This window comes from Falsiroseomonas sp., from assembly GCF_041690465.1.
Lineage (GTDB): Bacteria > Pseudomonadota > Alphaproteobacteria > Acetobacterales > Acetobacteraceae > Falsiroseomonas.
On the sequence record NZ_JAWLHG010000062.1, the window covers coordinates 1 to 20,773 of the forward strand.

Consider the following 20,773-nt stretch of genomic DNA (forward strand, 5'->3'; position numbering starts at 1 on the left):
CTATCATCGGTATCCGCTTTCACTTTCACAGGCGCTATAGGAGCAAGGTTGTGTCGCCCTTTGTCGCGAATCTGCTTTCTCGGACAGGCTCCTAGCCTGGGATCGTTTGCATGTGCACACCCGAGGTGGGCTCGCCGGGGCCGTTGACCGCCGGCGCCTGAACGGCTCGACCGGGATGTCCCTGAGCACCCGCAGGACGCCGCCGGTCCAGCCGGCGTCGTCCGCAAGCTGTCAGCGCTCCGTCATGCGGCCGTCCTGGATGGTGTGTCAGAGTGCGACCGCCACCCGCGCAGGACCCTCCCGTGGATTCGACCCGCCGCCACATCCTCGACCTCTCGCGCCGCAGCCTGCTGCGCGGCGCCACGGCCGCGGCTGGGCTGGCCGCGATCCAGCCCGCGGTCGCGCGGCGCGTCTGGGCCAACCCGGTCTTCGCCCGCTATCCCTTCAGCCTCGGCGTCGCCTCGGGCGACCCGCTGCCGGACGGGGTGGTGATCTGGACGCGGCTGGCCCCCGATCCGCTCTCCGGCGGCGGCATGCCGCACCAGGCGGTGGACGTCGCCTGGGAGGTCGCCGAGGATCCGCAGTTCCGCCGCCCCGTCTCCCGTGGCGTCGCGCTGGCGCGGCCGGAACTCGGCCATGCCGTGCATGTGGAGGTCGGCGGGCTGCGGCCGGCCGCCACCTACCATTACCGTTTCCGGGCGGGGCGCGAGACCAGCCCGGTCGGCCGCACCCGTACCGCCCCGGCGGCGGATGCCGCGCCGGCGCGCCTGCGCTTCGTCAATGCCGGGTGCCAGCATTACGAGCATGGCCACTTCACCGCCTGGCGGCATGTGGCGGCGGAGCCGGAGCTCGACTTCGTCTTCCACTATGGCGACTACATCTACGAGTACCGCGCACGCGGGAACCAGCCTGGCGCGGTGGTGCCGATGCGCCAGCATCAGGGCGAGGAAATCCACACCCTCGACGACTATCGCAACCGCTACGCGCTGTACAAGCTCGACCCCGACCTGGCCGCTGCGCATGCGGCACATCCCTTCCTCGTTTCGTTCGATGATCACGAGGTGGACAACAACTGGGCCGGCGCGATCAGCGAGGAGGATGGCAGCGCCCGCTTCCCGGTCCCGCCCGAGATCTTCGCGCTGCGCAAGCAGATCGCCTTCCAGGCCTGGTACGAGAACATGCCGCTGCGCCGCGCCGCCCTGCCGCGCGGCCCTGCGATCGCCGCGCATCGCCGGCTGCGCTACGGCCGCCTGGCCGACATCCATGTCCTCGACACGCGGCAATACCGCTCCGACCAGCCCTGCGGCGACGTGACGGGGCCCGCCTGCGCGGAGGTGGCGCGGCCGGATGCGCAGATGCTGGGCGCCCAGCAGGAAGCCTGGCTGCTCGGCAACCTCGCCGACCGCAATGCGGTGTGGCAGGTGCTGGCGCAGCAGGTGATGGTGATGCCCCGCGACCTCGGGGACGACCTGCGCGGGCCGCGCATCTCGATGGACAAATGGGATGCGGTGCCGGCGGCGCGCGTGCGCCTGCTGCGCGGCATCGCCGAGCGCGGCGTGCGCAACGCCGTGGTGCTGACCGGGGACGTGCACAACGCCTGGGCCGGCACGGTGCATGCCGACGCGGCGGAACCGCGCGGGCCGGGGCTGATGACCGAGTTCTGTGCCACCTCCATCTCCTCGGGCGGCGACGGCTCGGAGCAGGTGGCCGCCACGCCGACGGTGCTGCGCCGCAACCCGCACATCGCCTTCTTCAACAATCGCCGAGGCTATTGCGTGCACGAGGCGACCCCGGAGCGGATGGAGGTCACGTTCCGCGTGCTGCCCTTCGTCTCCCGCCCCGATGCGCCGCTGGAGAACCGCGCACGCTTCGTGGTGGAGGCCGGCCGTGCCGAGGTGACGCGCGCCTGACGCCGTCCTAGCCTGCCGCCGCAGGGCAGGAGGATCGCGGGATGGCACGGATCGGCTTCGTCGGCCTCGGCAACATGGGCGGGCCGATGGCGCGCAACCTGGCGAAGGCGGGGCACCAGGTTGCCGCCTTCGACATCGTCCCCGCGCTGGTCGCCCGCGCCGTCGAGGGCGGCGCCATCGCGGTGGGCAGCGCGGCGGAGGCGGCGCAGGGCGCCGACCTGGTCATCACCATGCTGCCGGCCGGCGACAATGTGCGCGAGGCCTGGCTCGGCCCGGGCGGCAACGGCGCCGGCATGGCGGCGGCAAGCCGGCCCGACGCGATCCTGCTGGACTGCTCCACCATCGATGTCCCGACTGCGCGCGAGGTGGCAATGGAAAGCGGCCGCGCCTTCCTCGATGCACCCGTCTCCGGCGGCGTGATGGGGGCGGAGGCGGCGACGCTCACCTTCATGGTCGGCGGGCCGGAAGCCGCCTTCGCCGCCGCCGAGCCGGTACTGAAGCAGATGGGCCGCGCCGCGATCCATTGCGGCGGCGCAGGTGCGGGGCAGGCGGCCAAGGCCTGCAACAACATGATGCTGGCCGCGACGATGATCGTGACCTGCGAGGCCTTCGTGCTGGCCGAGCGGCTCGGCCTGTCGCACCAGGCGCTGTTCGAGGTGGCGTCGAAATCCTCCGGCCAGTCCTGGAGCCTGACCACCTATTGCCCGGTGCCCGGCCCGGTGCCGGGCAGCCCGGCCAACCGCGACTACGCGCCGGGCTTCGCGGCCTCGCTGATGCTGAAGGATCTGGGCCTAGCGGCCGAGGCGGCGGCCTTCACCAATGCCGCCACGCCGATGGGCAGCCGGGCGCTGGAACTCTACCAGGAATTCGTGCGGCAGGGCGGCGGCGGGACGGATTTCTCCGGCATCATCCGGATGATCCGCGGCGTGACCTAGACCCGAGTTGCCCGGACTGTATCCGGGCAACTCGGGTCCAGCCCTTTCGAGCCGGCGTGCACGCCAGGGCGATCGCGGGCTGGCGCCCGCGCGACCCGGAGCGGCCTGCGGCGTTCGGTGTGCGTGAGGCAGCGGCAGGAGGAGCATGTCATGCCCGGCATCTCGCGGTTCCGGCGGGGCAGGCTGGCGGTCCTGTTCATCCTCCTGTGCCTTGCCGGCGTCGCGCCGGCCCGTGCGCAGCCGGCCGAGGCACCGGCTGATTGCGGTGCGCCGCTGCTGCGGATCGAGCACGAGCACGCGGTGGACCTCGCCCATGCCTGCGAGGCCTGGCGGCGCGTGGCGCGATTCCTCATGGGGCAGCACGGCATGCGCGTCGCGACACCCGTCACGCTGGCGTTCGTCGAGCGGGTGGAGATCGATCTCGGGTCGGAGAAGCTTCGCGTGCTCGGCTTCAACGACCGTGCGGCGCGCACCATCCGCGTCACCTCGATGACCGCCGCCTGGCTGCGCGACCCGGAGCGGCTGATGTTCCGCCAGCCGGTGGACGAGGAACTGCACATCAGCCTGATCGTGCACGAACTGGCGCATGCGTTGCTGAAGGACAACTACCGCATCCCGGTTCCCAGCCTGGTCTGCGACGAGTACGTCGCCTACGTCACTCAGTTCGCGACCATGGCGCCGGCGACGCGGGCGCGCGTGCTGGCGGGCTACCCGGCGCAGGACTTCGACTCGCTCGACGAGATCACCGAGGTCTGCCTCATGATGACGCCGCACGAATTCGGCGTGCGCGCCTGGCGCCACTACGAGCGGGTGGGTCAGCGCGAGGGCATGGTGGAGGCGATCCTCTCCGGCCGCTTCCGGGTGGAGTCCTTTCCCTGGTGAGCCGCCTGCCTCACGCCGCATAGATCATCTTCCGCGTCATCCCGCCGTCGCTGACGAATTCCGCGCCGGTGACGAAGCCGCTCTCCGGCCCGACCAGCCAGGCGATCAGCGCGGCGATGTCCCCGGGCGTGCCGACGCGCCCGGCCGGATGCTGCGCATGGTCCTGGGCGCGCAGCTCCTCCCCCGCGGTGTCGATCCAGCCCGGGCTGACGCAGTTCACCCGCACATCCGGGCCGAGGCTGATCGCCAGCGCATGCGTCAGCGCCACCAGCCCGCCCTTCGATGCGGAATAGCTCTCCGTATCCGGCTCCGACTGGCGCGCGCGGGTGGAGGCCACCGTCACCACCGCGCCCTTCGCCGCGCGCAGCATCGCTTCCGCCTCCCGCACCAGCAGGAAGGTGGCGGTGAGGTTGGTGGCGATCACGGCGGACCACTCGGCGAGCGTCAGTTCGCGCAGCTTCTTGCAGATCATGAAGCCGGCATTCGAGACCAGCGCGTCCAGGCGCCCTTCCTCTTGCGCGATACCGGCGACCAGCGCGCGCACCGCCATCTCATCCCCGACATCGGCGGCGACATGCCGTGCCGCCAGGTCAGGCGGCGGCGCGGTTGGGTCGGCGACCACCACGCGCCATCCGTCGCGCCCGAGCCGTCGCGCCGTCGCCAGCCCGATGCCCCTTGCGCCGCCCGTCACCAGCGCGACACCGGGTGCTGCCGCCATGCGGATCTCCTTCACGCCATGGTGCGGGAAACGCCCGCCGTCTCCAGCAGATGCCACGCCGCATCCGCATCATCGGCGAAGCGCAGCAGTTCGAGGTCCTCGCGGTCCACCATGCCGTCCTCCACCAGCGCGTCCCAGTTCACCAGGCGGCGCCAATAGCTCTCATCCACCAGCACCACCGGCACCAGGCCCATGCGGCCCGCCTGGCGCAGCGTGAGGATCTCGAACAACTCGTCCAGCGTGCCGAAGCCGCCGGGGAACACCACGAGGGCGCGGGCGCGCATCGCCAGGTGCAGCTTGCGGATGGCGAAGTAGTGGAACTGGAAGGTCAGCTCCGGCGTGGTGTAGATGTTCGGCTGCTGCTCCTGCGGCAGGCGGATGTTGAAGCCGATGGAGGGCGCGCCGACATCGTGCGCGCCGCGATTTGCCGCCTCCATGAGCCCCGGCCCGCCGCCGGTGGCGATCACGTTGTCGCGGACGCCCGCCACCGGATGCAGCGCGCCGCCGCGTTCCGAGACGATGCGGCCGAAGTGGCGCGCCTGCTGGTACCAGCCGGCATGGCGCCGTGGCGCGTCCGGCCGGACGCGGGAGCTGCCGAACACCACGATGGTGGAGCGTACGCCCCAGGCGCGCAGCGCCTCGTCGGCCTTGGTGCTCTCCACCTGCAGCCGCACTCCGCGCATGGCGGGGCTGAGCAGGAATTCGCGGTCGAACAGCGCCAGGCGGTAGCTCGGTCCCTGGCGCCGTGTCGGGCTGTGGGGCTTGGTTGCCATCCTGGCCTCCTTCTCGTCGCTCGGCCTATGCTGCCGTGAAGCGCTTCGATGCGGGAGGGTGGCGGTGGCGGTCGGGCTGAAGGTCTGCGGCGCGGCGAGGACGGTGACGGGTCTCTCCCTGCTGTTCGAGACGCCGCGCGCGCGCATCCTGGTGGATTGCGGCATGTTCCAGGGGCCGAAGACGCTGAAGGCGCTGAACTACGAGCCCTTCCCCTTCGAGCCGTCGAAGATCGACGCCGTGCTGCTGACGCACGCCCATATCGACCACTCCGGCCTGCTGCCGAAGCTGGTGAAGCAGGGCTTCCGCGGCCGCATCCACTGCACCGAGGCGACGCGAGACCTGTGTTCGGTCATGCTGCCCGATGCCGGCCACATCCAGGAGCAGGAGGTGGAGCAGCTGAACCGCCGCAACCGCCACCGCGGCCGCGATCCGGTGCAGCCGATCTACACCGCGGAGGACGCCGAGCGCAGCATGGCCGCATTCCGCACCCTCGATTACGGCAACTGGATCGCGCCGGTGGAGGGCGTTCGCGCGCGCTGGTGGAATGCCGGGCACATGCTCGGCTCCGCCTCCATCGAGCTGGAATTCGCCGGCGGGGACCCGCCGATGCGCGTGCTGGTCTCGGGCGATGTCGGCTCCGACCTCGGCCCGCTGCATGCCGATCCGGAGGGGCCGGCGGGCGGCGTGGACCATGTGATCGTCGAGAGCACCTATGGCGACGAGGACCGCCCCGCCATCGCGCCGGAAGTGCGCCGCGCCGCGCTGGCAGAGGTGGTGCGCCGGGCGGCGAAGCAGGGCGGCGCACTGCTCATCCCGATCTTTGCGGTGGAGCGTGCGCAGGAAGTGGTGATGGACCTGGTCACGCTGATGCGCGCCAGCCAGGTGCCGCAGACCGAGATCCACCTCGACAGCCCCTTGGCGCAGCGGGCGACACGGGTGTTCCAGAAGCATGCCGCGACGCTGGAACAGCATGAGGCGATGCGCACCGCGCTGTCCGACCCGTTGCTGCACCATGTCGAGGATTGGCAGGAAAGCCGCCGCCTGACGCGGGAGGACGGGTTCCAGATCGTGCTCGCCGGCAGCGGCATGTGCGAGGCCGGGCGCATCCGCGGGCATCTGAAGGCGCGGCTGTGGGATTCGCGCACCACCGTGGCGCTGGTCGGCTTCCAGGCGGCGGGCACGCTCGGGCGTCTGCTGCACGATGGCGTGGCGCGCGTGCGCATCCAGGGCGAGCCGATCGTCGTTGGCGCGCACATCGCGATGGTCGAGGGCTATTCCGGCCACGCCGACGGGCCTGAACTCGGCCGCTGGATCCAGGCGCGCGGCCCCGTCGCCGGCGGCGTCTTCCTGGTGCATGGCGAGGAGGACGCCATCGAGGGCCTGGCGAAACGCGTGCTCGGGCGGGGGATCGCGCCCGAGGAGGCGATCATCCGCCCGACGCTCGACGAGAGTTTCCGCCTGCTGCCCGGCATGGCGCCCGAGCGCGTGGCCCGCGATTCCCGCAGGCGAGGCGAGGCGGCGGAGCGTGTGGGCCAGCCCGACTGGCACAACCAGCGCGCCGCGCTGCTGCTGCAGATCGAGGAGGCGCTGGAGCAGGCCGGCGACGACCGCAGCCGCGCCGCGCTGCTCGACCGGCTGCGGCTCGCGCTGGAGGCGCGGGGGTAGGTCTACGCTGGAGGCGCGGGGGTAGGCTATCGCTGGACGTGCGGTGAGGCGAGGGCCAGATAGGGGGCATGACAGACAACCCGCTGCTCGAGACCTGGACCACGCCCTTCGGCGTGCCCCCCTTCGATCGCATCCGGCCAGAGCATTTCGCCGCCGGCTTCGAGGCCGCGATCGCCGCGCATCGCGCCGAGATCGCCGCCATCGCGAATGACGCGGCACCGCCCTCCTTCGCCAATACGGTGGAGGCGCTGGAACGTGCTGGCGCGTTGCTCACGCGGATCGGCGCGACGTTCTTCAACCTTGCCGCGAGCCAGGCGACCGACGCGCTGCAGGCGGTGGAGCGCGACTGGGCGCCGAAGCTGGCGCGGCACCGCATGGAGGTCGCCCTCGATCCCGGCCTGTTCCGCCGCGCCGCGGCGCTGCACGATCTCCGTGCGGAACTCGGCCTCGATCCGGACCAGATGCGGCTGCTGGAGCGCCTGCACATGGGCCTGATCCGCAGCGGCGCCGCACTGGACGAAGCGGCGCGCGCGCGGATGACGGAGATCTCGACGCGGTTGGCCACGCTGCACACGCAGTTCGGGCAGAACGTGCTGGCCGACGAGAACGAATGGCAGATGGTGCTGGCCGAATCCGATCTCGACGGCCTGCCCGACTTCGCCCGCGCCGCGGCGCGCGAGGCGGCGAGGGAGCGTGGGGTGAAGGGGTATGTCATCACCCTCTCGCGCTCCTCGGTGGAGCCGTTCCTGACCTTCTCCGAACGGCGCGACCTGCGCGAGAAGGCTTGGCGCGCCTGGGTGGCGCGCGGCGCGCTGCACCCCGGGCGCGACAATGCCGCGCTGATCCGCGAGATCCTGGCGCTCCGCGCCGAACGCGCGCGGCTGCTCGGCCATGCCGACCATGCGGAGTTCCGCCTGACGGACACAATGGCTCAGCATCCGGACGCTGCGGAGCGCCTGCTGCGCGCGGCCTGGGAACCGGCCAAGCGCCGCGCCGCGGAGGAACGCGCGGAGCTGGAAGCACTGGCGCGCGCCGCGGGCGACAACAACCCGGTCGAGGCCTGGGATTGGCGCTTCTGGGCCGAGCGCGCGCGCAAGGCGAAGCATGATTTCGACGGCGCCGCGCTGAAGCCCTATTTCGAGCTGGAAGCCATGCTGCGCGCCGTCTTCGCCACCGCGACCCGGCTGTTCGGCGTGCGGTTCGAGGAACGCCGGGACATCCCGCTCTACCACCCCGATGTCCGCGCCTTCGAGGTGCTGGACGCGGACGGCGCGCATCGCGGCGTGTTCCTGCTCGACAACTATGCCCGCACCGGCAAGCGCTCCGGCGCCTGGATGAGCAGCTTCCGCGTGGCCGATGCGCTGGATGGCCGCGTCTCCCCCATCGTTGTGAACAACAACAACGTCGCGAAGTCCTCGCCGACGCTCCTCTCCTTCGACGAGGCGCGCACGCTGTTCCACGAATTCGGCCATGCGCTGCACGGGCTGCTGAGCACCGCACGCTATCCCTCGCAGTCCGGTACCGCGGTGCTGGGCGATTTCGTCGAGTTCCACTCGCAGGTCCTGGAACATTGGCTGACTGTGCCGGAGACGCTGCGCACCCACGCCCGCCATCACGAGACCGGCGAGGCGCTGCCCGAGGCGCTTCTGGCGAAGCTGCTGGCCGCGCGCAACGAGGGGCAGGGCTTCGCGACGGTGGAATACGTCTCCTCCGCCCTGATCGACCTGGCGCTGCACCGCCATGCCGCGCCGGACTCGCTGGAGCTCGAAGCCTTCGAGGATGCGTTCCTGGCCGAGATCGGCATGCCGGATGCGATCGGCCTGCGCCATCGCCCGATCCATTTCGGCCACCTCTTCGCCGGCGGCGGCTATGCGGCGGGCTATTATTTCTACCTCTGGGCCGAGGTGCTGGACGCCGACGGCTTCGAGGCCTTCGAGGAGGCCGGCGATCCCTTCCACCCGGAGCTCGCCGCGCGGTTGAAGGCGATCTACGAGGCCGGCGACACGCGCCCGCCGATGGAGCTCTACAGGGCGTTCCGCGGGCGCGAGCCGAAGGTGGATGCGCTGCTGCGCAAGCGCGGGCTGGCAGCGTAGCGGCCGGCTCCCGGGCACGCGGTTCGCCGCCGCTCACATGACTGCGATCATGTGGCGCGGCCGCATTGCGTGCTATCCGCGCCGCCTTCACGACCGCGGAGCCGTCGCCATGACTCATCGCGTCCTTGCAACCATCGTGGTTGCCGCCCTGCTGGCCTCCGGCGTGGCAGGCGATCCGGCCCGGGCCCAGCCGGCCTCGTCGCACGGCCATGCCGGCATGCCGCATCGCGCCGCGGCCGTGCCGACCCTGCCCGGCCAGGACGCCTTCGGCGCCGTGCAGGAGATCGTCAGGATCCTCGAAGCCGATCCCACCACCGACTGGTCCAAGGTGAACCTGGCGGCGCTGCGCGAGCACCTGATCGACATGCATGAGGTGACGCTGAAGGCCACGGCCTCGGAACAGCCGATCGCCAACGGCGTCGCCATCACCGTCACCGGCAGCGGCCGCACGCTGGAGGCGATCCGTCGCATGCTCCCGGCCCATGCACGCGAACTGGACCGGTTCCCCGGCTGGACCGCCCGCACCGAGGCGTTGGCGGAGGGCGTGCGGCTGGTGGTGACCAGCGCCGACGCGGCGGATGTGCCGCGCCTGCGCGGGCTCGGCTTCATCGGGCTGATGGTCAGCGGCTCCCACCACCAGCCGCACCACCTCGCCATGGCGCGCGGCGAGCACACCCACTGAAGCGCTGCCGCGCCGGCAGAAGCAGGGCCCAGCCAGGCAGGATCGCTGTCGGTGTGCGCCAACCGCACGCGCCGCCTGTTTCCCGGAAGGCGCGGTGAGGGTCGCGACCATGTCGGATGCCTTGGGCGTCGATGTATCGGGCGGTGATTTTCGTCGGCCGACGCTCGCACGCGTGATGCTGTCGCGGGCCATGCTGCTTGGCATGGCTTTCGGGCACGTCCGGTGCGTCGTATAGTGGTGCCGCCGGGATGACGAACGGGAGAACTGGCGCCTTGAGCCGAGATGGTGGACGGACCCGGAGATCCCGCGGAAGGGGCGGGTTCGACGACGATTCATTTGGCAGTGGTGGCGCGTGGGCGCCCCCGGCCGATTTTGCGCGCCCTGCGCCGCGACCTTCGAGCTCCGGCTTCGGCCAGGAGAGCCAGGCGACGGTCAAGTGGTTCAACCCGGAAAAGGGCTTCGGCTTCGTCGAGGTCGCCGAGGGTGGCGGCGATGCCTTCCTGCATGTCAGCGTGCTGGAACGCGCCGGGTCCAAGGCGGTCGAGCCGGGAGCGATCCTGAAGGTCCGGACCGGTCCTGGCCAGAAAGGCCTGCAGGTCACCGAGGTCCTCGAGATCACCGGCGGCACTGCCCCGCCCGCACGCCCCGCCCCGCGCATGGCGCCGCGCGACGCCTACCAGGCATCGCCTGCCGCCGGAGACGGGGAGGAGATGCAGGGCGTGGTGAAGTGGTTCAATGCCGAGAAGGGCTTCGGCTTCGTGGCGCCGTCGGATGGCGGCAAGGATGTCTTTGTCCATGCCACCGCGCTCGAGCGCAGCGGCATCCGCAGCCTGGCCGAGGGACAGACCGTCACCATGCGCGTTGTGCAGGGGCGGAAGGGGCCGGAGGTCGCGACCATCTCCGCCGACTAGCCCGGTCCGGGCGAAGTCCTGGCGGTCCGTCGCGCGTTCAGCGTCGGAATCAAAGCCAGAGGCGTTTCCACCGCGGGTGAGGATGCCCTGGCCCATGCAGGCGGGCGGCACGCGGTGCCGTGCCGCAACGCCCCGGCGCGGATCGCCCCGGGGCCCCAATTTGCCGAAAGGGCGCAGCGATGCGGAAGCCGAACTACAGCATGGAGCGAAAGGATCGCGACCGCGCCAAGCAGGCCAAGGCCGCGGCGAAGTTGGAGAAGCGGTCCGCCAAGGGCGCCGACAACCGTGATGCCGGAGATCCCGGCACGCCGGAAGACCAGGCCCCGGAGCAGTCGCAGGAAACCCGCCAGGGCGAGGGTTGAGCCGGCCGCTACAGCGCCGCCCAGCCGCCATCCACCGGCAGGTCCACGCCGGTGACCTGCCTCGATACGTCGCTCGCCATGAACAGGCAGGCATTCGCCACGTCCAGGTCGTTGGTCACGCGCCCCAGCGCATAGTCCGCGGCGTGGCGCCGTGCCGCCTCCTCCTCGGTGATACCGAGCCGCTGCGCCATCTCCCGGCAGACCTTCTCGCGGAAGCGCGGGCCGTCCACCATGCCGGGCGCGACGTTGTTGACGTTGATGTTGTGCGGTCCGAGCTCCAGCGCGAAGGACTTGGTGATGCCGCGCAGGCCCCATTTGCTGGCGCTGTAGGCCAGCCGCCCGGCGCGGCCACGCATCCCGAAGGTGCCGCCGACATTCACCACCTTGCCCCAGCGCTGCGCCACCATCATTGGCGCGAAGGCGCGGATGGTGTTGAAGCAGCCGCGCATGTTGAGCTCGATGATCTCGTCGTATTCGGCCTGCGTGGTGGCCAGCCCGGTCTTGCCGATCGGTCCTGATCCGCCGGCGACGTTCACCAGGATGTCCACCGTGCCGAAGCGCGCCTTGGCCTGATCGGCGGCCGCGAAGCAGGCGACGTCGGAGGTGATGTCGGTGCCGATGACGATCGCCTCCGTTGTCTTCGACACCTCCTCGAACACTGGCTGGATCGCCGCGGTGTCGCGGCCGAGCAGCACCAGGCGGCAGCCCTCGGCCGCGAAGGCGCGGGTGATCGCAGCCCCCATGCCCTTGGCCGGGCCGGTGATGGTCGCGACGCGGCCGCGGAGCATCAGGTCCATCGGGGTCAGGCCTTGCGCAGTTCCTGCTCGACCAGCGAGGCGAAGAAGCTCGCGCCGATCGGCAGCAGGTCGTCGTTGAAGTCGTATTTCGTGTTGTGCACGGGCACCGCGCCCTTTGCCCCATCGGCCTGGCCGATGCGCACGAAGCAGCCCGGGCGCTCCAGCAGCATGAAGGAGAAATCCTCGCCGCCCATGACCGGCGGCTTGTTGCGGATGACCCGCTCCGCGCCGGTGACCTTGGCGGCGGCCATCGCGGCGCGCTCGGTCTCCGCCTCGTGGTTCACCGTGGGCGGGTAGCCGCGCTGGTAGTTCACCTCCGCCTCCGCGTCGTTCAGCGCGGCGATGCCCTTGGCACCCTGGATGATCAGCCGCTCCATCTCGTCCTGCGTGCGCGGCAGCAGGGTGCGGACGGTGCCGCGGATCTCGGCGAAGTCGGGGATGACGTTGTGCGCGCTGCCGGCGGTGAACTGGCAGAGGCTGATCACCGCGGAATCCAGCGGGTCCACGCGGCGGGAGACGATCTGGTGCAGCCCGACCACGATCTGCGCACCGACCAGCACCGGGTCGATCGCCAGATGCGGCCGTGCCGCATGGCCACCGCGGCCGCGCACGCGGATGTCCAGCATGTCGGCGGCCGCCAGCACCGGGCCCGATACCGCCTGGATCTCGCCGAGCTTCGCGCCGGGATCGTTGTGGACGGCATAGACCGCATCCACGGGGAAGCGTGTGAACAGCCCCTCCTGCACCATCTTCTGCCCGCCGGCGCCGCCCTCCTCGGCGGGCTGGAAGATGAACACCACCGTGCCGTCGAACTGCTTCGTCTCCGCCAGGTATTTCGCCGCGCCGAGCAGCATCGTCGTGTGGCCGTCATGGCCGCAGGCATGCATCTTCCCCGGGTTCTTCGAGGCGTAGGGCAGCCCGGTCTCCTCCGGCATCGGCAGCGCATCCATGTCGGCGCGCAATCCGATGGCACGGCCGGAGGCGCCGTTGCGCAGCACGCCGACGACACCCGTCTTCGCGATGCCGCGATGCACCTCGATGCCCCACTCGGCGAGCAGCCGCGCCACCGTCTCGCTGGTGCGGTGTTCCTCGTAGTTCAGCTCGGGATGGGCATGGATGTCCTGCCGCCAGCCCTGCATTTCGGGCTGGAAGGCTGCGATCCGGTTGATGACGGGCATGTGGGGCTCCTGCGCGGCGCCCTATGCCGTCCGCTCCGCGGCGATCAGGAACTCCCTGTTGCCTTCGGGGCCGAGGATGGGGCTCGCCTCGATACCGAGGACCCGCCATCCCGGCAACTCCGCCCACCAGGCGCGGATCTCGTTGCAGACGCGGCCATGCACCGCCGCTTCCCGCACCACGCCGCCCTTGGCGACCGCGGGGCCGACCTCGAACTGCGGCTTGATCAGCGCCACCGCCCAGGCCCCCGGCGCGGCGAGGGCTAGCGCCGCCGGCAGCACCGTGCGCAGGCCGATGAAGCTGGCGTCGCAGACCACGACGCCGGGCGGTTCGGGGATCTGTTCCGCCGTGAGATAGCGCGCATTCACCCGTTCCATCACCACCACGCGCGGGTCGTTGCGCAGCGTCCAGGCCAGCTGGCCGTGGCCGACATCCACCGCGTACACCTTCGTCGCGCCATGGTGCAGCAGCACATCCGTGAAGCCGCCGGTCGAGGCACCGATGTCGAGGCAGACGCGGCCTGCAGGCGACAGGCCGAAATGCGCCAGCGCATGCGCCAGCTTCACGCCGCCGCGGCTGACCCAGGGGTGGTCCTGCCCGCGCACCTCAAGCGGCTGGTCGGCCTTGACCGCATCGCCCGCCTTGGCCACGCGCGCCTCGCCCGAATAGACCTTGCCGGCCAGGATCAGCGCCTGTGCGCGCGTGCGCGAGTCCACGAGGCCGCGCTCTACCAGTGCCACGTCGGCGCGTTGCTTCTGGCCCATCAGGCGACGAACCGCTTCAGCGCCGCGCGGTCCACCTGCACGCCGAGCCCCGGCGCCTCCGGCACGCGCACGCGCCCCTCGGCCGAGACCGCCGGCATGCTCGTGACCTCGTCCCGCACCGGATGCGGCGAGCGGTCCAGCTCCAGCAGCGGCGGGCGTGGGAAGAGGCCCGGCGGATTGTCCGGGATCACCGCCAGCAGATGCAGCGAGGCCGCCAGCGTCACGCCCGTGCCCCAGACATGCGGGTTCACCCGCATCCCGAAGGCGCTGGCCATGTCGGCGATCTTCTTGAGCTCGGAGATGCCGCCGCAGGCCGCGACATCCGGCTGCAGGATATCCACGCTGCGGCGCGCGATCATCTCGGCGAAGCCCCAGCGCGTGAAGCTCGCCTCGCCGCCTGCCACCGGGATGGGCTGGCGGGTCTTCACCTCCAGGTAGCCGGCGATGTCCTCCGGCGGCACCGGCTCCTCGAACCAGCCGATGTCGCAATCGGCCACGGCGTTGCCGAAGGCGATGGCCGCCGGCGCATCATAGGCGTGGTTGCAGTCCACCAGCAGCCCGCAGTCGTCGCCGATGGCGGCGCGGAAGCCGCGGGTCAGCGCGATGTCCTGCTTCAACCCCCAGCCGGTCTTGAGCTTCAGGATGCGGAAGCCCTCGGCGCGGCGCTGTTCCGCTTCCTCCGTCAGGTAGCGCAGATGGTCGTCGCGTTCGCGGCGGTAGAAGCCGGTGGCATAGGCCTCCACCTCCATCCGCAGCGGGCCGCCGAGCAGCCGGTGCACCGGGATGCCGAGCGCCTGGCCGGCGATGTCCCACAGGGCGATGTCGATGGCGCTGATCGCCTCCACCACCAGCCCACGCTGGCCGTGGTCGCGCAGGCGGTTGTAGAGCGCCTGCCAGATCGCCTCGCGCGCCATGGCATCCTGGCCGACCACCAGCGGCGCCAGCCAGGCGACGATGGGCGCGGTGAGTTCGGGCGGCCCGAAGGCCTCGCCCCAGCCGGTGATGCCGTCCTCGGTGGTGACCTCGACGAGCATCGCGCCGCGGCGGCGATACCACGCCTGGGAATAGGCGAAAGGCTCGGCCAGGTCCGCCATCAGGATGTGGGGCGTGATGGCGCGGATCGTTGTGCTGTTCGACATAGCGCCCGCCGGATTACGTGAGGGACTGCCCCCACCCTAACCCTCCCCCGCGGCGCGAGGGAGGGAATGGGGGATCAGGCGCGCGCCGGCTGCGCCAGCGGCACGCCGAGCGCGGCGACAGCCGTCGCCACGATGTGCCGCGCGTTCAGCCCGGCCTGATCGTACTGCACCTTCGGCGCCGCGTGGTCGATGAAGCGGTCGGGCAGGCACATCGGGCGGAACTTCAGCCCGCCATCCAGCAGCCCCTGCCAGGCGAGGTGCTGCGCCACCAGGCTGCCGAAGCCGCCGACGCTGCCTTCCTCGATGGTGATCAGCACCTCATGCTCCCGCGCCAGCCGCTCGACGAGCCTGGTGTCGAGCGGCTTGGCGAAGCGCGCATCGGCGACGGTGGTGGAGAGCCCCTGCGCCGCCAACTCGTCCGCCGCCTTCAGGCATTCCTGCAGGCGCGTGCCGTAGCTGAGGATGGCGATGGAAGTCCCCTCCCGCACCACGCGCCCGCGCCCGATCTCGAGCGGCGTGCCGCGCGCCGGCACCGCCACCCCGGTGCCTTCGCCGCGCGGATAGCGGAAGGCGGAGGGCGCATCGTCCAGCGCCGCGGCGGTGGCGACGATATGCGCCAGCTCCGCCTCGTCGGCCGCCGCCATCAGCACGATGCCCGGCAGGCAGCCGAGATAGGCGATGTCGAAGCTGCCGGCATGCGTCGCGCCATCGGCGCCGACCAGCCCGGCGCGGTCCATGGCGAAGCGCACCGGCAGCTTCTGCAGTACCACGTCATGCACCACCTGGTCATAGGCGCGCTGCAGGAAGGTGGAGTAGATCGCGCAGAAGGGCTTGAGGCCTTCCGTCGCCATTCCGGCCGCGAAGGTGACGGCGTGCTGCTCGGCGATGCCGACATCGAAGCAGCGCTTGGGGAATTTCTTGGCGAACATGTCCAGGCTGGTGCCGGAGGGCATCGCGGCGTTGATCGCGACGATCCGCTCGTCGGCCTCGGCCTCGGCGATCAAGGCGCCGGCGAAGACCTTCTGATAGGCCGGCGGGCCGGGCGGAGCCTTCTGCTGCTCGCCGGTGACGACGTTGAACTTCTGCACGCCATGGTACTTGTCGGCGGATGCTTCCGCAGGGGCGTAGCCCTTCCCCTTCTGCGTGACGACATGCAGCAGGATCGGCTGCACGTCGTCCTCCGCATCGCGGAGGTTGCGCAGGATCGGCAGCAGGTGGTCCAGGTCGTGGCCGTCGATCGGGCCGACATAGTAGAAGCCCATCTCTTCGAACAGCGTGCCGCCGGTCAGCAGGCCGCGGGCGAATTCCTCGGCCTTGCGCGCGGTGCGCTCGATCGGGCGGGGGAAGCGCTTGGCGAGCTTCGCCATCATCTCCCGCACGTTCAGGAACGGGCGCGAGGACACCACCTTCGACAGATACGCGCTCATCGCGCCGACCGGCGGCGCGATGGACATGTCGTTGTCGTTGAGGATGACGATCAGCCGCGACTTCAGCGCGCCGGCATTGTTCATCGCCTCATAGGCCATGCCCGCGCTCATCGCACCGTCGCCGATCACCGCGATGACGTTGCGCGTATCCCCCTTCAGGTCGCGCGCCACCGCCATGCCGAGGCCGGAGCTGATCGAGGTGGAGGAATGCGCCGCGCCGAACGGGTCGTATTCGCTCTCGCTCCGCCGGGTGAAGCCGGATAGCCCGCCTTCCTGCCGCAGCGTGCGGATGCGGTCGCGCCGGCCGGTGAGGATCTTGTGGGGGTAGGCCTGGTGGCCGACATCCCAGATCAGGCGGTCGCGCGGCGTCTCGAAGATCGCGTGCAGCGCGACGGTGAGTTCCACCACGCCGAGCGAGGCGCCGAGATGCCCGCCGGTGACGGAGACCGCATCCACCGTCTCGGCGCGCAGCTCGGCGGCCAGTTGCTTGAGCTGTTCGGCCGAGAAGTTGCGGAGGTCCGCCGGGATGGTCACGCGGTCCAGCAGTGGCGTGGCGGGACGGGGCATGATTCAGTTCTTCCTTTGCACCGTGAAGGCGGCGAGCGCGCGCAGCAGCCCGGCGCGTTCCCCGAAACTGTCGAGATGGCGGATCGCCTGCTCGGCGAGCCGTTCGGCCTGCAGCCTGGCCCGCTCGATGCCGAGCAGGCTCACCAGCGTGGCCTTGCCGGCCTCCGCGTCCTTGCCGGTGCGCTTGCCGGCCTGCTCCGCGCTCGCGGTGGCATCCAGCAGGTCGTCGGCGATCTGGAAGGCGGCGCCCAGTTCGCGCCCGAAGGCGGCCAGCGCATGGCGCTGCGCCATCGGCGCCTTGCCAAGGATGGCGCCGGCCTCGGCCGAGAACTCGATCAGCCGCCCGGTCTTGAGCAGTTGCAGCCGGCCGATCGCCGGCTCGTCCATCGGCGCGCCGGCCTGCTCGGCCAGCATGTCGAGCATCTGGCCGCCGCACATCCCGCGCGCCCCGGCCGCGCGCGCCAGGCAGCGCACCAGCTCCACGCGCACGGCGGCGTCGGAATGGGTGTCCTCGTCGGCCAGCGTGCCGAAGGCGGCGGCCTGCAGCGCATCGCCGGCGAGGATGGCGGTGGCCTCGTCGAAGGCGCGGTGCACGGTGGGCTTGCCGCGACGCAGATCGTCGTCGTCCATCGCCGGCAGGTCGTCGTGGACCAAAGAATAGGCGTGCAGCATCTCGATCGCCGCAGCGGTCCGCAGGGCGGATGCGCGGGCGACGCCGAATTGCCGTGCGCCTTCGATCACGAGGAAACCACGCAGCCGCTTGCCGCCCATGGCGGCATAGCGCATCGCCTCGAACAGCCGCGACTCGGCGCCCTCGGGCCGGGGCAGCAGCGCGTCCAGGGTGCGCTCGATCTCGGCCGCGGCCTCCGGCAGGGCGGTCGAGAGCGCATCGGCCGCAGCGACGGTTTCGGACATCAGCCGGCGTCCCGCAGCGTGGGGCCGGCGGCGGTCTCGACGATCGCCTGGACCTTCTGCTCGGCCTCGGCCAGCAGCTTCTCGCAATGCCGGCGAAGGGCGGCGCCCCGCTCATACGCGGCGACGGCTTCCTCCAGCTTGCCCTTGCCGGTCTCCAGGTCCCGCACGATGCCTTCCAACTCGGTCAGCGCTTCCTCGAAGGAGAGCGTGTCAACCGATCGGGACACATCTTCCCGCGTACTGTCAACCATGCTTGACATCATGCACCAATCCCGGCCGCTCGGCCACCATAAATGGGGAGGCGTCGAGGGACGCCAGCCCGCCTCTCTCCCGACGGACGTGGAACGCGCCGGAACACGCCGGGGTCGCCGCCCTGGTCAGGCGTGCATCAGCGCCCTGACGTGGGTGGCGGCCGAGGCCGCCAGCGCATCCAGGTCGTAGCCGCCCTCGAGCAGGCTGACCACCTTGCCCCCGCAATGGCGATCGGCCAGGTGGCAGAGTTCCGTGGTGAGCCAGCCGAAATCGGCCTCCCGCACCCGCAGCTGGGCCAGCGGGTCGCGCGCATGGGCATCGAAGCCGGCCGAGATCACCAGCAACCCGGGCGCGAAGGCATCCAGGGCCGGCAGCAGCGTTTCGGCCCAGGCCGCGCGGAAGGCGGCGCCATCGGCGCCGGGGGGCAGGGGGGCGTTGACGATGTTGCCCACCCCGGTCTCATGCGCCTCGCCGGTGCCGGGATAGCAGGGCGACTGGTGGGAACTGGCGTAGAACAGCGTCGCATCGGCCTCGAAGCAGGCCTGGGTGCCGTTTCCGTGATGGACGTCGAAGTCCACCACCGCGACGCGCGCCACGCCGTGCTCGGCCTGGGCATGGCGGGCGGCGACGGCGGCGTTGGCGAAAAGGCAGAAGCCCATCGGCCTGGCCGGCTCGGCATGGTGGCCGGGCGGGCGGGTGGCGCAGAACACCCGCCGGACCTCGCCCCGGCAAACCGCATCCACGCCGGCCACCGCGGCCCCGGCGGCGCGCAGCGCGGCCTCGGCGCTGCCCCAGTTCATCGCGGTATCGGCATCCAGTTGCACCACCTCGTCCGGTTCCGGCCGGATGCCGAGGATCGCCTCGACATAGCGCGGGGGATGCACGCGGGTGAGCTGTTCCACCGTGGCCTGGGGGGCCTCGTCGCGGATCAGGTCGGCGAATTCCTCGGTCTCCAGCGCGCGGAGCACGGAGCGCAGGCGGTCCGGGCATTCCGGGTGGTGCGGCCCCATGTCGTGGTGAAGGCAGGCGCGGTGGGTGAGGAGAAGGACGCTCATGCTCATTTGCCCTCAGACGCCGGGCGCGGCCTCCGGCCGCTTGGCTTCGCCGCATTTGCGGCGGCGGCCGGTCGGCCGCTCGGTCCGCTACGCGGACCGCCTTGGCGCACCCGTTGCCTTAAGGTCACGCCGGCTCCTCCCGCTTCTTCAGCGTGAAGCGGAAGACCCCGCCTTTTTCCTCGCTGAAGGCGACCAGCGCGTGCCCGGTCTCCTGCGCATAGGCGCGGAAATCGGCGACGCTGGCGGGGTCGGTGGCGAGCACCGTCAGCCGCGCGCCCGGCGGCAGGCCCCGAAGCGCCTTGTTGGCCTTCAGCACCGGCAGCGGGCAGGTGAGGCCCTGCACGTCGAGGATCGTATCTCCCATCCGCTGAATCCAGCACCGGGCGGGCCCGCCGGGCAACCGCGGGCTTGGCCGGGGGCCGCCGGGCGGGTCACTGTCCCGCCATGACATGGCGCATCGGTCCCGCCGCGGGATGGCGGCTTGGAATCGACCTGGGCGGGACGAAGATCGAGGTGGCGGCGCTGGATGCCGATGGCGCGGTGCGGCTGCGCCGGCGCGTTCCCACCCCGCGCGACTATTCCGCCACCATCGCCGCCATCGGTGACCTGGTGGAATCGGCCGAGGCCGATCTCGGTGGCCGCGCCTCGGTCGGGATCGGCATCCCCGGCAGCGAGAACCCGACCACGCGCCTGATCCGCGGCGCCAACTCCACCTTCCTCAACGGCCGCCCGCTCGGCGCCGAGCTGCAGGCGCGCCTCGGCCGGCCGGTGCGCCTGTCCAACGATGCCAACTGCCTGGCGATGAGCGAGGCCGCGGATGGCGCCGGCGCCGGCTTCCGCAGCGTCTTCGCCGTGATCCTCGGCACCGGCGTCGGCGGGGGGGTGGTGGTGGACGGACGCCTGCTCGAAGGCCGCAACCGGGGGGGGGGCGAATGGGGCCACAACCCGCTGCCCTGGATGACGCCGGCGGAACATCCAGGCCCCGCCTGCTGGTGCGGCCAGCGCGGCTGCATCGAGACCTTCCTCTGCGGTCCGGCGCTGGCCGCGGATGCCGACGGCCCCGGCGCGCGCGACGCCAGCACGCTTCCCGCCCGCGCCGCCACCGGCGATGCCAAGGCCCGCGCTGCGCTGGAGCGCCATGCCGAACGCCTCGCCCGTGCGCTCGCCGGCGTGGTGAACCTGCTGGACCCCGATGCCATCGTGCTCGGCGGCGGCCTGTCCAACATGGACCACCTCTACGAAGCCTTGCCGCGGCTGATCCCGCGCCACGTCTTCTCGGACGCCTTCTCCACGCCGGTGCTGCGCGCGCGGCATGGCGATTCCTCCGGCGTTCTCGGCGCGGCGCGGCTGTGGTGACGGCGAACCCCGCCCGCCGCTTCCTGCTCCGGAGGTACTGAGATGGGCGCCGCGATTGCCGACATCCTGATGGCCGGCGCCGTGCTGCTGATGCTGGTGGCGATGTGGCGCGTGCTGCGCGCTGCGCTCGCCGCGCTGCGGGCGATGCGCGCCGGCCATGCCGGCCCGTGGCTGCTGTGGGATCCGTTCCGGTTCCACGAACATGCGCGCGCCCCGCCCGCCGCGCAGCCGCATCTGGAGGCGTTCCGCGGCCACATGCGGCGCGCGCTGCCCTTCATGGCGCTGGCCGTCGCGCTCGCCATCCCGGCGGCGATCCTGGCGCGCTGAGATGCCTGCGCTCTGCCGCGACTGCGACCATGCCGCCGCCGAGCCCTTCGCACGCTGCCCCGCCTG

21 protein-coding genes are annotated in these 20,773 nt (G+C 71.3%); 10 read left to right on the forward strand and 11 right to left on the reverse strand.

Translation table 11 applies throughout. The annotated features are described in order from the left end of the window. Positions 1–302 precede the first annotated feature (302 nt). The 3 genes from ACESM1_RS28130 to ACESM1_RS28140 all read left to right on the forward strand — a co-directional run bounded on the left by ACESM1_RS28130 (position 303) and on the right by ACESM1_RS28140 (position 3,727). Positions 303–1,910, forward strand: a complete 1,608-nt coding sequence (locus tag ACESM1_RS28130; RefSeq protein ID WP_372624542.1) for an alkaline phosphatase D family protein — start codon at positions 303–305, stop codon at positions 1,908–1,910. Between the two features lie 41 nt (positions 1,911–1,951). After that, positions 1,952–2,845: a 3-hydroxyisobutyrate dehydrogenase gene (mmsB, locus tag ACESM1_RS28135; RefSeq protein ID WP_372624543.1), complete on the forward strand. Its 894-nt coding sequence runs from the start codon at positions 1,952–1,954 to the stop codon at positions 2,843–2,845. Between the two features lie 150 nt (positions 2,846–2,995). Then, positions 2,996–3,727: a DUF6639 family protein gene (locus tag ACESM1_RS28140; RefSeq protein WP_372624544.1), complete on the forward strand. Its 732-nt coding sequence runs from the start codon at positions 2,996–2,998 to the stop codon at positions 3,725–3,727. Between the two features lie 10 nt (positions 3,728–3,737). Here the strand turns inward: ACESM1_RS28140 and ACESM1_RS28145 are convergent, their stop codons facing one another. Both ACESM1_RS28145 and ACESM1_RS28150 read right to left on the reverse strand, forming a co-directional pair. Next, positions 3,738–4,445 (reverse strand): SDR family oxidoreductase, encoded by a 708-nt coding sequence (locus ACESM1_RS28145; RefSeq protein ID WP_372624545.1) that lies wholly within the window; start codon positions 4,443–4,445, stop codon positions 3,738–3,740. 11 nt (positions 4,446–4,456) lie between these two features. After that, complete coding sequence (locus tag ACESM1_RS28150) at positions 4,457–5,218, reverse strand: TIGR00730 family Rossman fold protein (protein WP_372624546.1); 762 nt, start codon at positions 5,216–5,218, stop codon at positions 4,457–4,459. A 64-nt stretch (positions 5,219–5,282) separates the two neighbouring features. Here ACESM1_RS28150 and ACESM1_RS28155 point away from each other — a divergent pair, with 64 nt between their 5' ends. The 5 genes from ACESM1_RS28155 to ACESM1_RS28175 all read left to right on the forward strand — a co-directional run bounded on the left by ACESM1_RS28155 (position 5,283) and on the right by ACESM1_RS28175 (position 10,932). Continuing rightward, positions 5,283–6,884 (forward strand): MBL fold metallo-hydrolase, encoded by a 1,602-nt coding sequence (locus ACESM1_RS28155; RefSeq protein WP_372624547.1) that lies wholly within the window; start codon positions 5,283–5,285, stop codon positions 6,882–6,884. Positions 6,885–6,952: 68 nt separating this feature from the next. Then, the gene (locus ACESM1_RS28160; protein WP_372624548.1) at positions 6,953–8,977 is read left to right on the forward strand and encodes a M3 family metallopeptidase; all 2,025 of its coding nucleotides are present in this window, start codon (positions 6,953–6,955) and stop codon (positions 8,975–8,977) included. Between the two features lie 109 nt (positions 8,978–9,086). Further along, positions 9,087–9,659, forward strand: a complete 573-nt coding sequence (locus ACESM1_RS28165) for a hypothetical protein (RefSeq protein WP_372624549.1) — start codon at positions 9,087–9,089, stop codon at positions 9,657–9,659. Between the two features lie 272 nt (positions 9,660–9,931). Further along, entirely contained in the window at positions 9,932–10,570 is a 639-nt protein-coding gene (locus ACESM1_RS28170; protein WP_372624550.1) for a cold-shock protein, read from the forward strand. A gap of 179 nt (positions 10,571–10,749) precedes the next feature. Continuing rightward, positions 10,750–10,932 (forward strand): hypothetical protein, encoded by a 183-nt coding sequence (locus ACESM1_RS28175; RefSeq protein WP_372624551.1) that lies wholly within the window; start codon positions 10,750–10,752, stop codon positions 10,930–10,932. An 8-nt stretch (positions 10,933–10,940) separates the two neighbouring features. Here ACESM1_RS28175 and ACESM1_RS28180 read toward each other — a convergent pair whose 3' ends face one another. The 9 genes from ACESM1_RS28180 to ACESM1_RS28220 form a co-directional block, all read right to left on the reverse strand. Then, positions 10,941–11,729: an SDR family NAD(P)-dependent oxidoreductase gene (locus ACESM1_RS28180; RefSeq protein WP_372624552.1), complete on the reverse strand. Its 789-nt coding sequence runs from the start codon at positions 11,727–11,729 to the stop codon at positions 10,941–10,943. Between the two features lie 5 nt (positions 11,730–11,734). Then, entirely contained in the window at positions 11,735–12,907 is a 1,173-nt protein-coding gene (locus ACESM1_RS28185) for a M20 aminoacylase family protein (protein WP_372624553.1), read from the reverse strand. A 21-nt stretch (positions 12,908–12,928) separates the two neighbouring features. After that, positions 12,929–13,669 (reverse strand): TlyA family RNA methyltransferase, encoded by a 741-nt coding sequence (locus tag ACESM1_RS28190; RefSeq protein ID WP_372624554.1) that lies wholly within the window; start codon positions 13,667–13,669, stop codon positions 12,929–12,931. Continuing rightward, complete coding sequence (locus ACESM1_RS28195) at positions 13,669–14,808, reverse strand: mandelate racemase/muconate lactonizing enzyme family protein (RefSeq protein WP_372624555.1); 1,140 nt, start codon at positions 14,806–14,808, stop codon at positions 13,669–13,671. The genes ACESM1_RS28190 and ACESM1_RS28195 overlap by 1 nt, the downstream gene beginning before the upstream one ends. A 74-nt stretch (positions 14,809–14,882) precedes the next feature. After that, a complete protein-coding gene (dxs, locus tag ACESM1_RS28200) occupies positions 14,883–16,802 on the reverse strand; it encodes a 1-deoxy-D-xylulose-5-phosphate synthase (RefSeq protein WP_372624556.1) in 1,920 nt (639 codons plus the stop codon). Positions 16,803–16,805: 3 nt separating this feature from the next. Next, entirely contained in the window at positions 16,806–17,717 is a 912-nt protein-coding gene (locus ACESM1_RS28205; RefSeq protein WP_372624557.1) for a polyprenyl synthetase family protein, read from the reverse strand. Further along, complete coding sequence (locus ACESM1_RS28210) at positions 17,717–17,968, reverse strand: exodeoxyribonuclease VII small subunit (RefSeq protein ID WP_372624558.1); 252 nt, start codon at positions 17,966–17,968, stop codon at positions 17,717–17,719. The genes ACESM1_RS28205 and ACESM1_RS28210 overlap by 1 nt, the downstream gene beginning before the upstream one ends. Before the next feature lie 126 nt (positions 17,969–18,094). After that, complete coding sequence (locus ACESM1_RS28215; protein WP_372624559.1) at positions 18,095–19,024, reverse strand: histone deacetylase family protein; 930 nt, start codon at positions 19,022–19,024, stop codon at positions 18,095–18,097. Positions 19,025–19,148: 124 nt separating this feature from the next. Continuing rightward, positions 19,149–19,388: a sulfurtransferase TusA family protein gene (locus ACESM1_RS28220; RefSeq protein ID WP_372624560.1), complete on the reverse strand. Its 240-nt coding sequence runs from the start codon at positions 19,386–19,388 to the stop codon at positions 19,149–19,151. A gap of 80 nt (positions 19,389–19,468) precedes the next feature. Between ACESM1_RS28220 and ACESM1_RS28225 the strand changes: the two genes are divergently transcribed. Together ACESM1_RS28225 and ACESM1_RS28230 are read left to right on the forward strand one after the other, a co-directional pair. Further along, positions 19,469–20,380 (forward strand): ROK family protein, encoded by a 912-nt coding sequence (locus ACESM1_RS28225; protein WP_372624561.1) that lies wholly within the window; start codon positions 19,469–19,471, stop codon positions 20,378–20,380. 42 nt (positions 20,381–20,422) lie between these two features. Continuing rightward, positions 20,423–20,707 carry a hypothetical protein gene (locus ACESM1_RS28230; RefSeq protein WP_372624562.1) on the forward strand — a complete coding sequence of 95 codons (285 nt, stop codon included), beginning with the start codon at positions 20,423–20,425 and terminating at the stop codon, positions 20,705–20,707. The last annotated feature ends 66 nt before the right edge of the window (positions 20,708–20,773 follow it).

Excerpts from the sequence above, each read along its gene's own strand:
- ACESM1_RS28145 (WP_372624545.1), bottom strand. The coding sequence starts at position 4,445 with ATGGCGGCAGCACCCGGTGTCGCGCTGGTGACGGGCGGCGCAAGGGGC.
- ACESM1_RS28220 (WP_372624560.1), bottom strand. The coding sequence starts at position 19,388 with ATGGGAGATACGATCCTCGACGTGCAGGGCCTCACCTGCCCGCTGCCG.
- dxs (WP_372624556.1), bottom strand. The coding sequence starts at position 16,802 with ATGCCCCGTCCCGCCACGCCACTGCTGGACCGCGTGACCATCCCGGCG.
- ACESM1_RS28210 (WP_372624558.1), bottom strand. The coding sequence starts at position 17,968 with ATGGTTGACAGTACGCGGGAAGATGTGTCCCGATCGGTTGACACGCTC.
- ACESM1_RS28180 (WP_372624552.1), bottom strand. The coding sequence starts at position 11,729 with ATGGACCTGATGCTCCGCGGCCGCGTCGCGACCATCACCGGCCCGGCC.
- ACESM1_RS28215 (WP_372624559.1), bottom strand. The coding sequence starts at position 19,024 with ATGAGCGTCCTTCTCCTCACCCACCGCGCCTGCCTTCACCACGACATG.
- ACESM1_RS28175 (WP_372624551.1), top strand. The coding sequence starts at position 10,750 with ATGCGGAAGCCGAACTACAGCATGGAGCGAAAGGATCGCGACCGCGCC.
- ACESM1_RS28225 (WP_372624561.1), top strand. The coding sequence starts at position 19,469 with ATGACATGGCGCATCGGTCCCGCCGCGGGATGGCGGCTTGGAATCGAC.
- ACESM1_RS28230 (WP_372624562.1), top strand. The coding sequence starts at position 20,423 with ATGGGCGCCGCGATTGCCGACATCCTGATGGCCGGCGCCGTGCTGCTG.
- ACESM1_RS28150 (WP_372624546.1), bottom strand. The coding sequence starts at position 5,218 with ATGGCAACCAAGCCCCACAGCCCGACACGGCGCCAGGGACCGAGCTAC.
- ACESM1_RS28185 (WP_372624553.1), bottom strand. The coding sequence starts at position 12,907 with ATGCCCGTCATCAACCGGATCGCAGCCTTCCAGCCCGAAATGCAGGGC.
- ACESM1_RS28195 (WP_372624555.1), bottom strand. The coding sequence starts at position 14,808 with ATGTCGAACAGCACAACGATCCGCGCCATCACGCCCCACATCCTGATG.
- ACESM1_RS28165 (WP_372624549.1), top strand. The coding sequence starts at position 9,087 with ATGACTCATCGCGTCCTTGCAACCATCGTGGTTGCCGCCCTGCTGGCC.
- mmsB (WP_372624543.1), top strand. The coding sequence starts at position 1,952 with ATGGCACGGATCGGCTTCGTCGGCCTCGGCAACATGGGCGGGCCGATG.
- ACESM1_RS28160 (WP_372624548.1), top strand. The coding sequence starts at position 6,953 with ATGACAGACAACCCGCTGCTCGAGACCTGGACCACGCCCTTCGGCGTG.
- ACESM1_RS28140 (WP_372624544.1), top strand. The coding sequence starts at position 2,996 with ATGCCCGGCATCTCGCGGTTCCGGCGGGGCAGGCTGGCGGTCCTGTTC.
- ACESM1_RS28205 (WP_372624557.1), bottom strand. The coding sequence starts at position 17,717 with ATGTCCGAAACCGTCGCTGCGGCCGATGCGCTCTCGACCGCCCTGCCG.
- ACESM1_RS28190 (WP_372624554.1), bottom strand. The coding sequence starts at position 13,669 with ATGGGCCAGAAGCAACGCGCCGACGTGGCACTGGTAGAGCGCGGCCTC.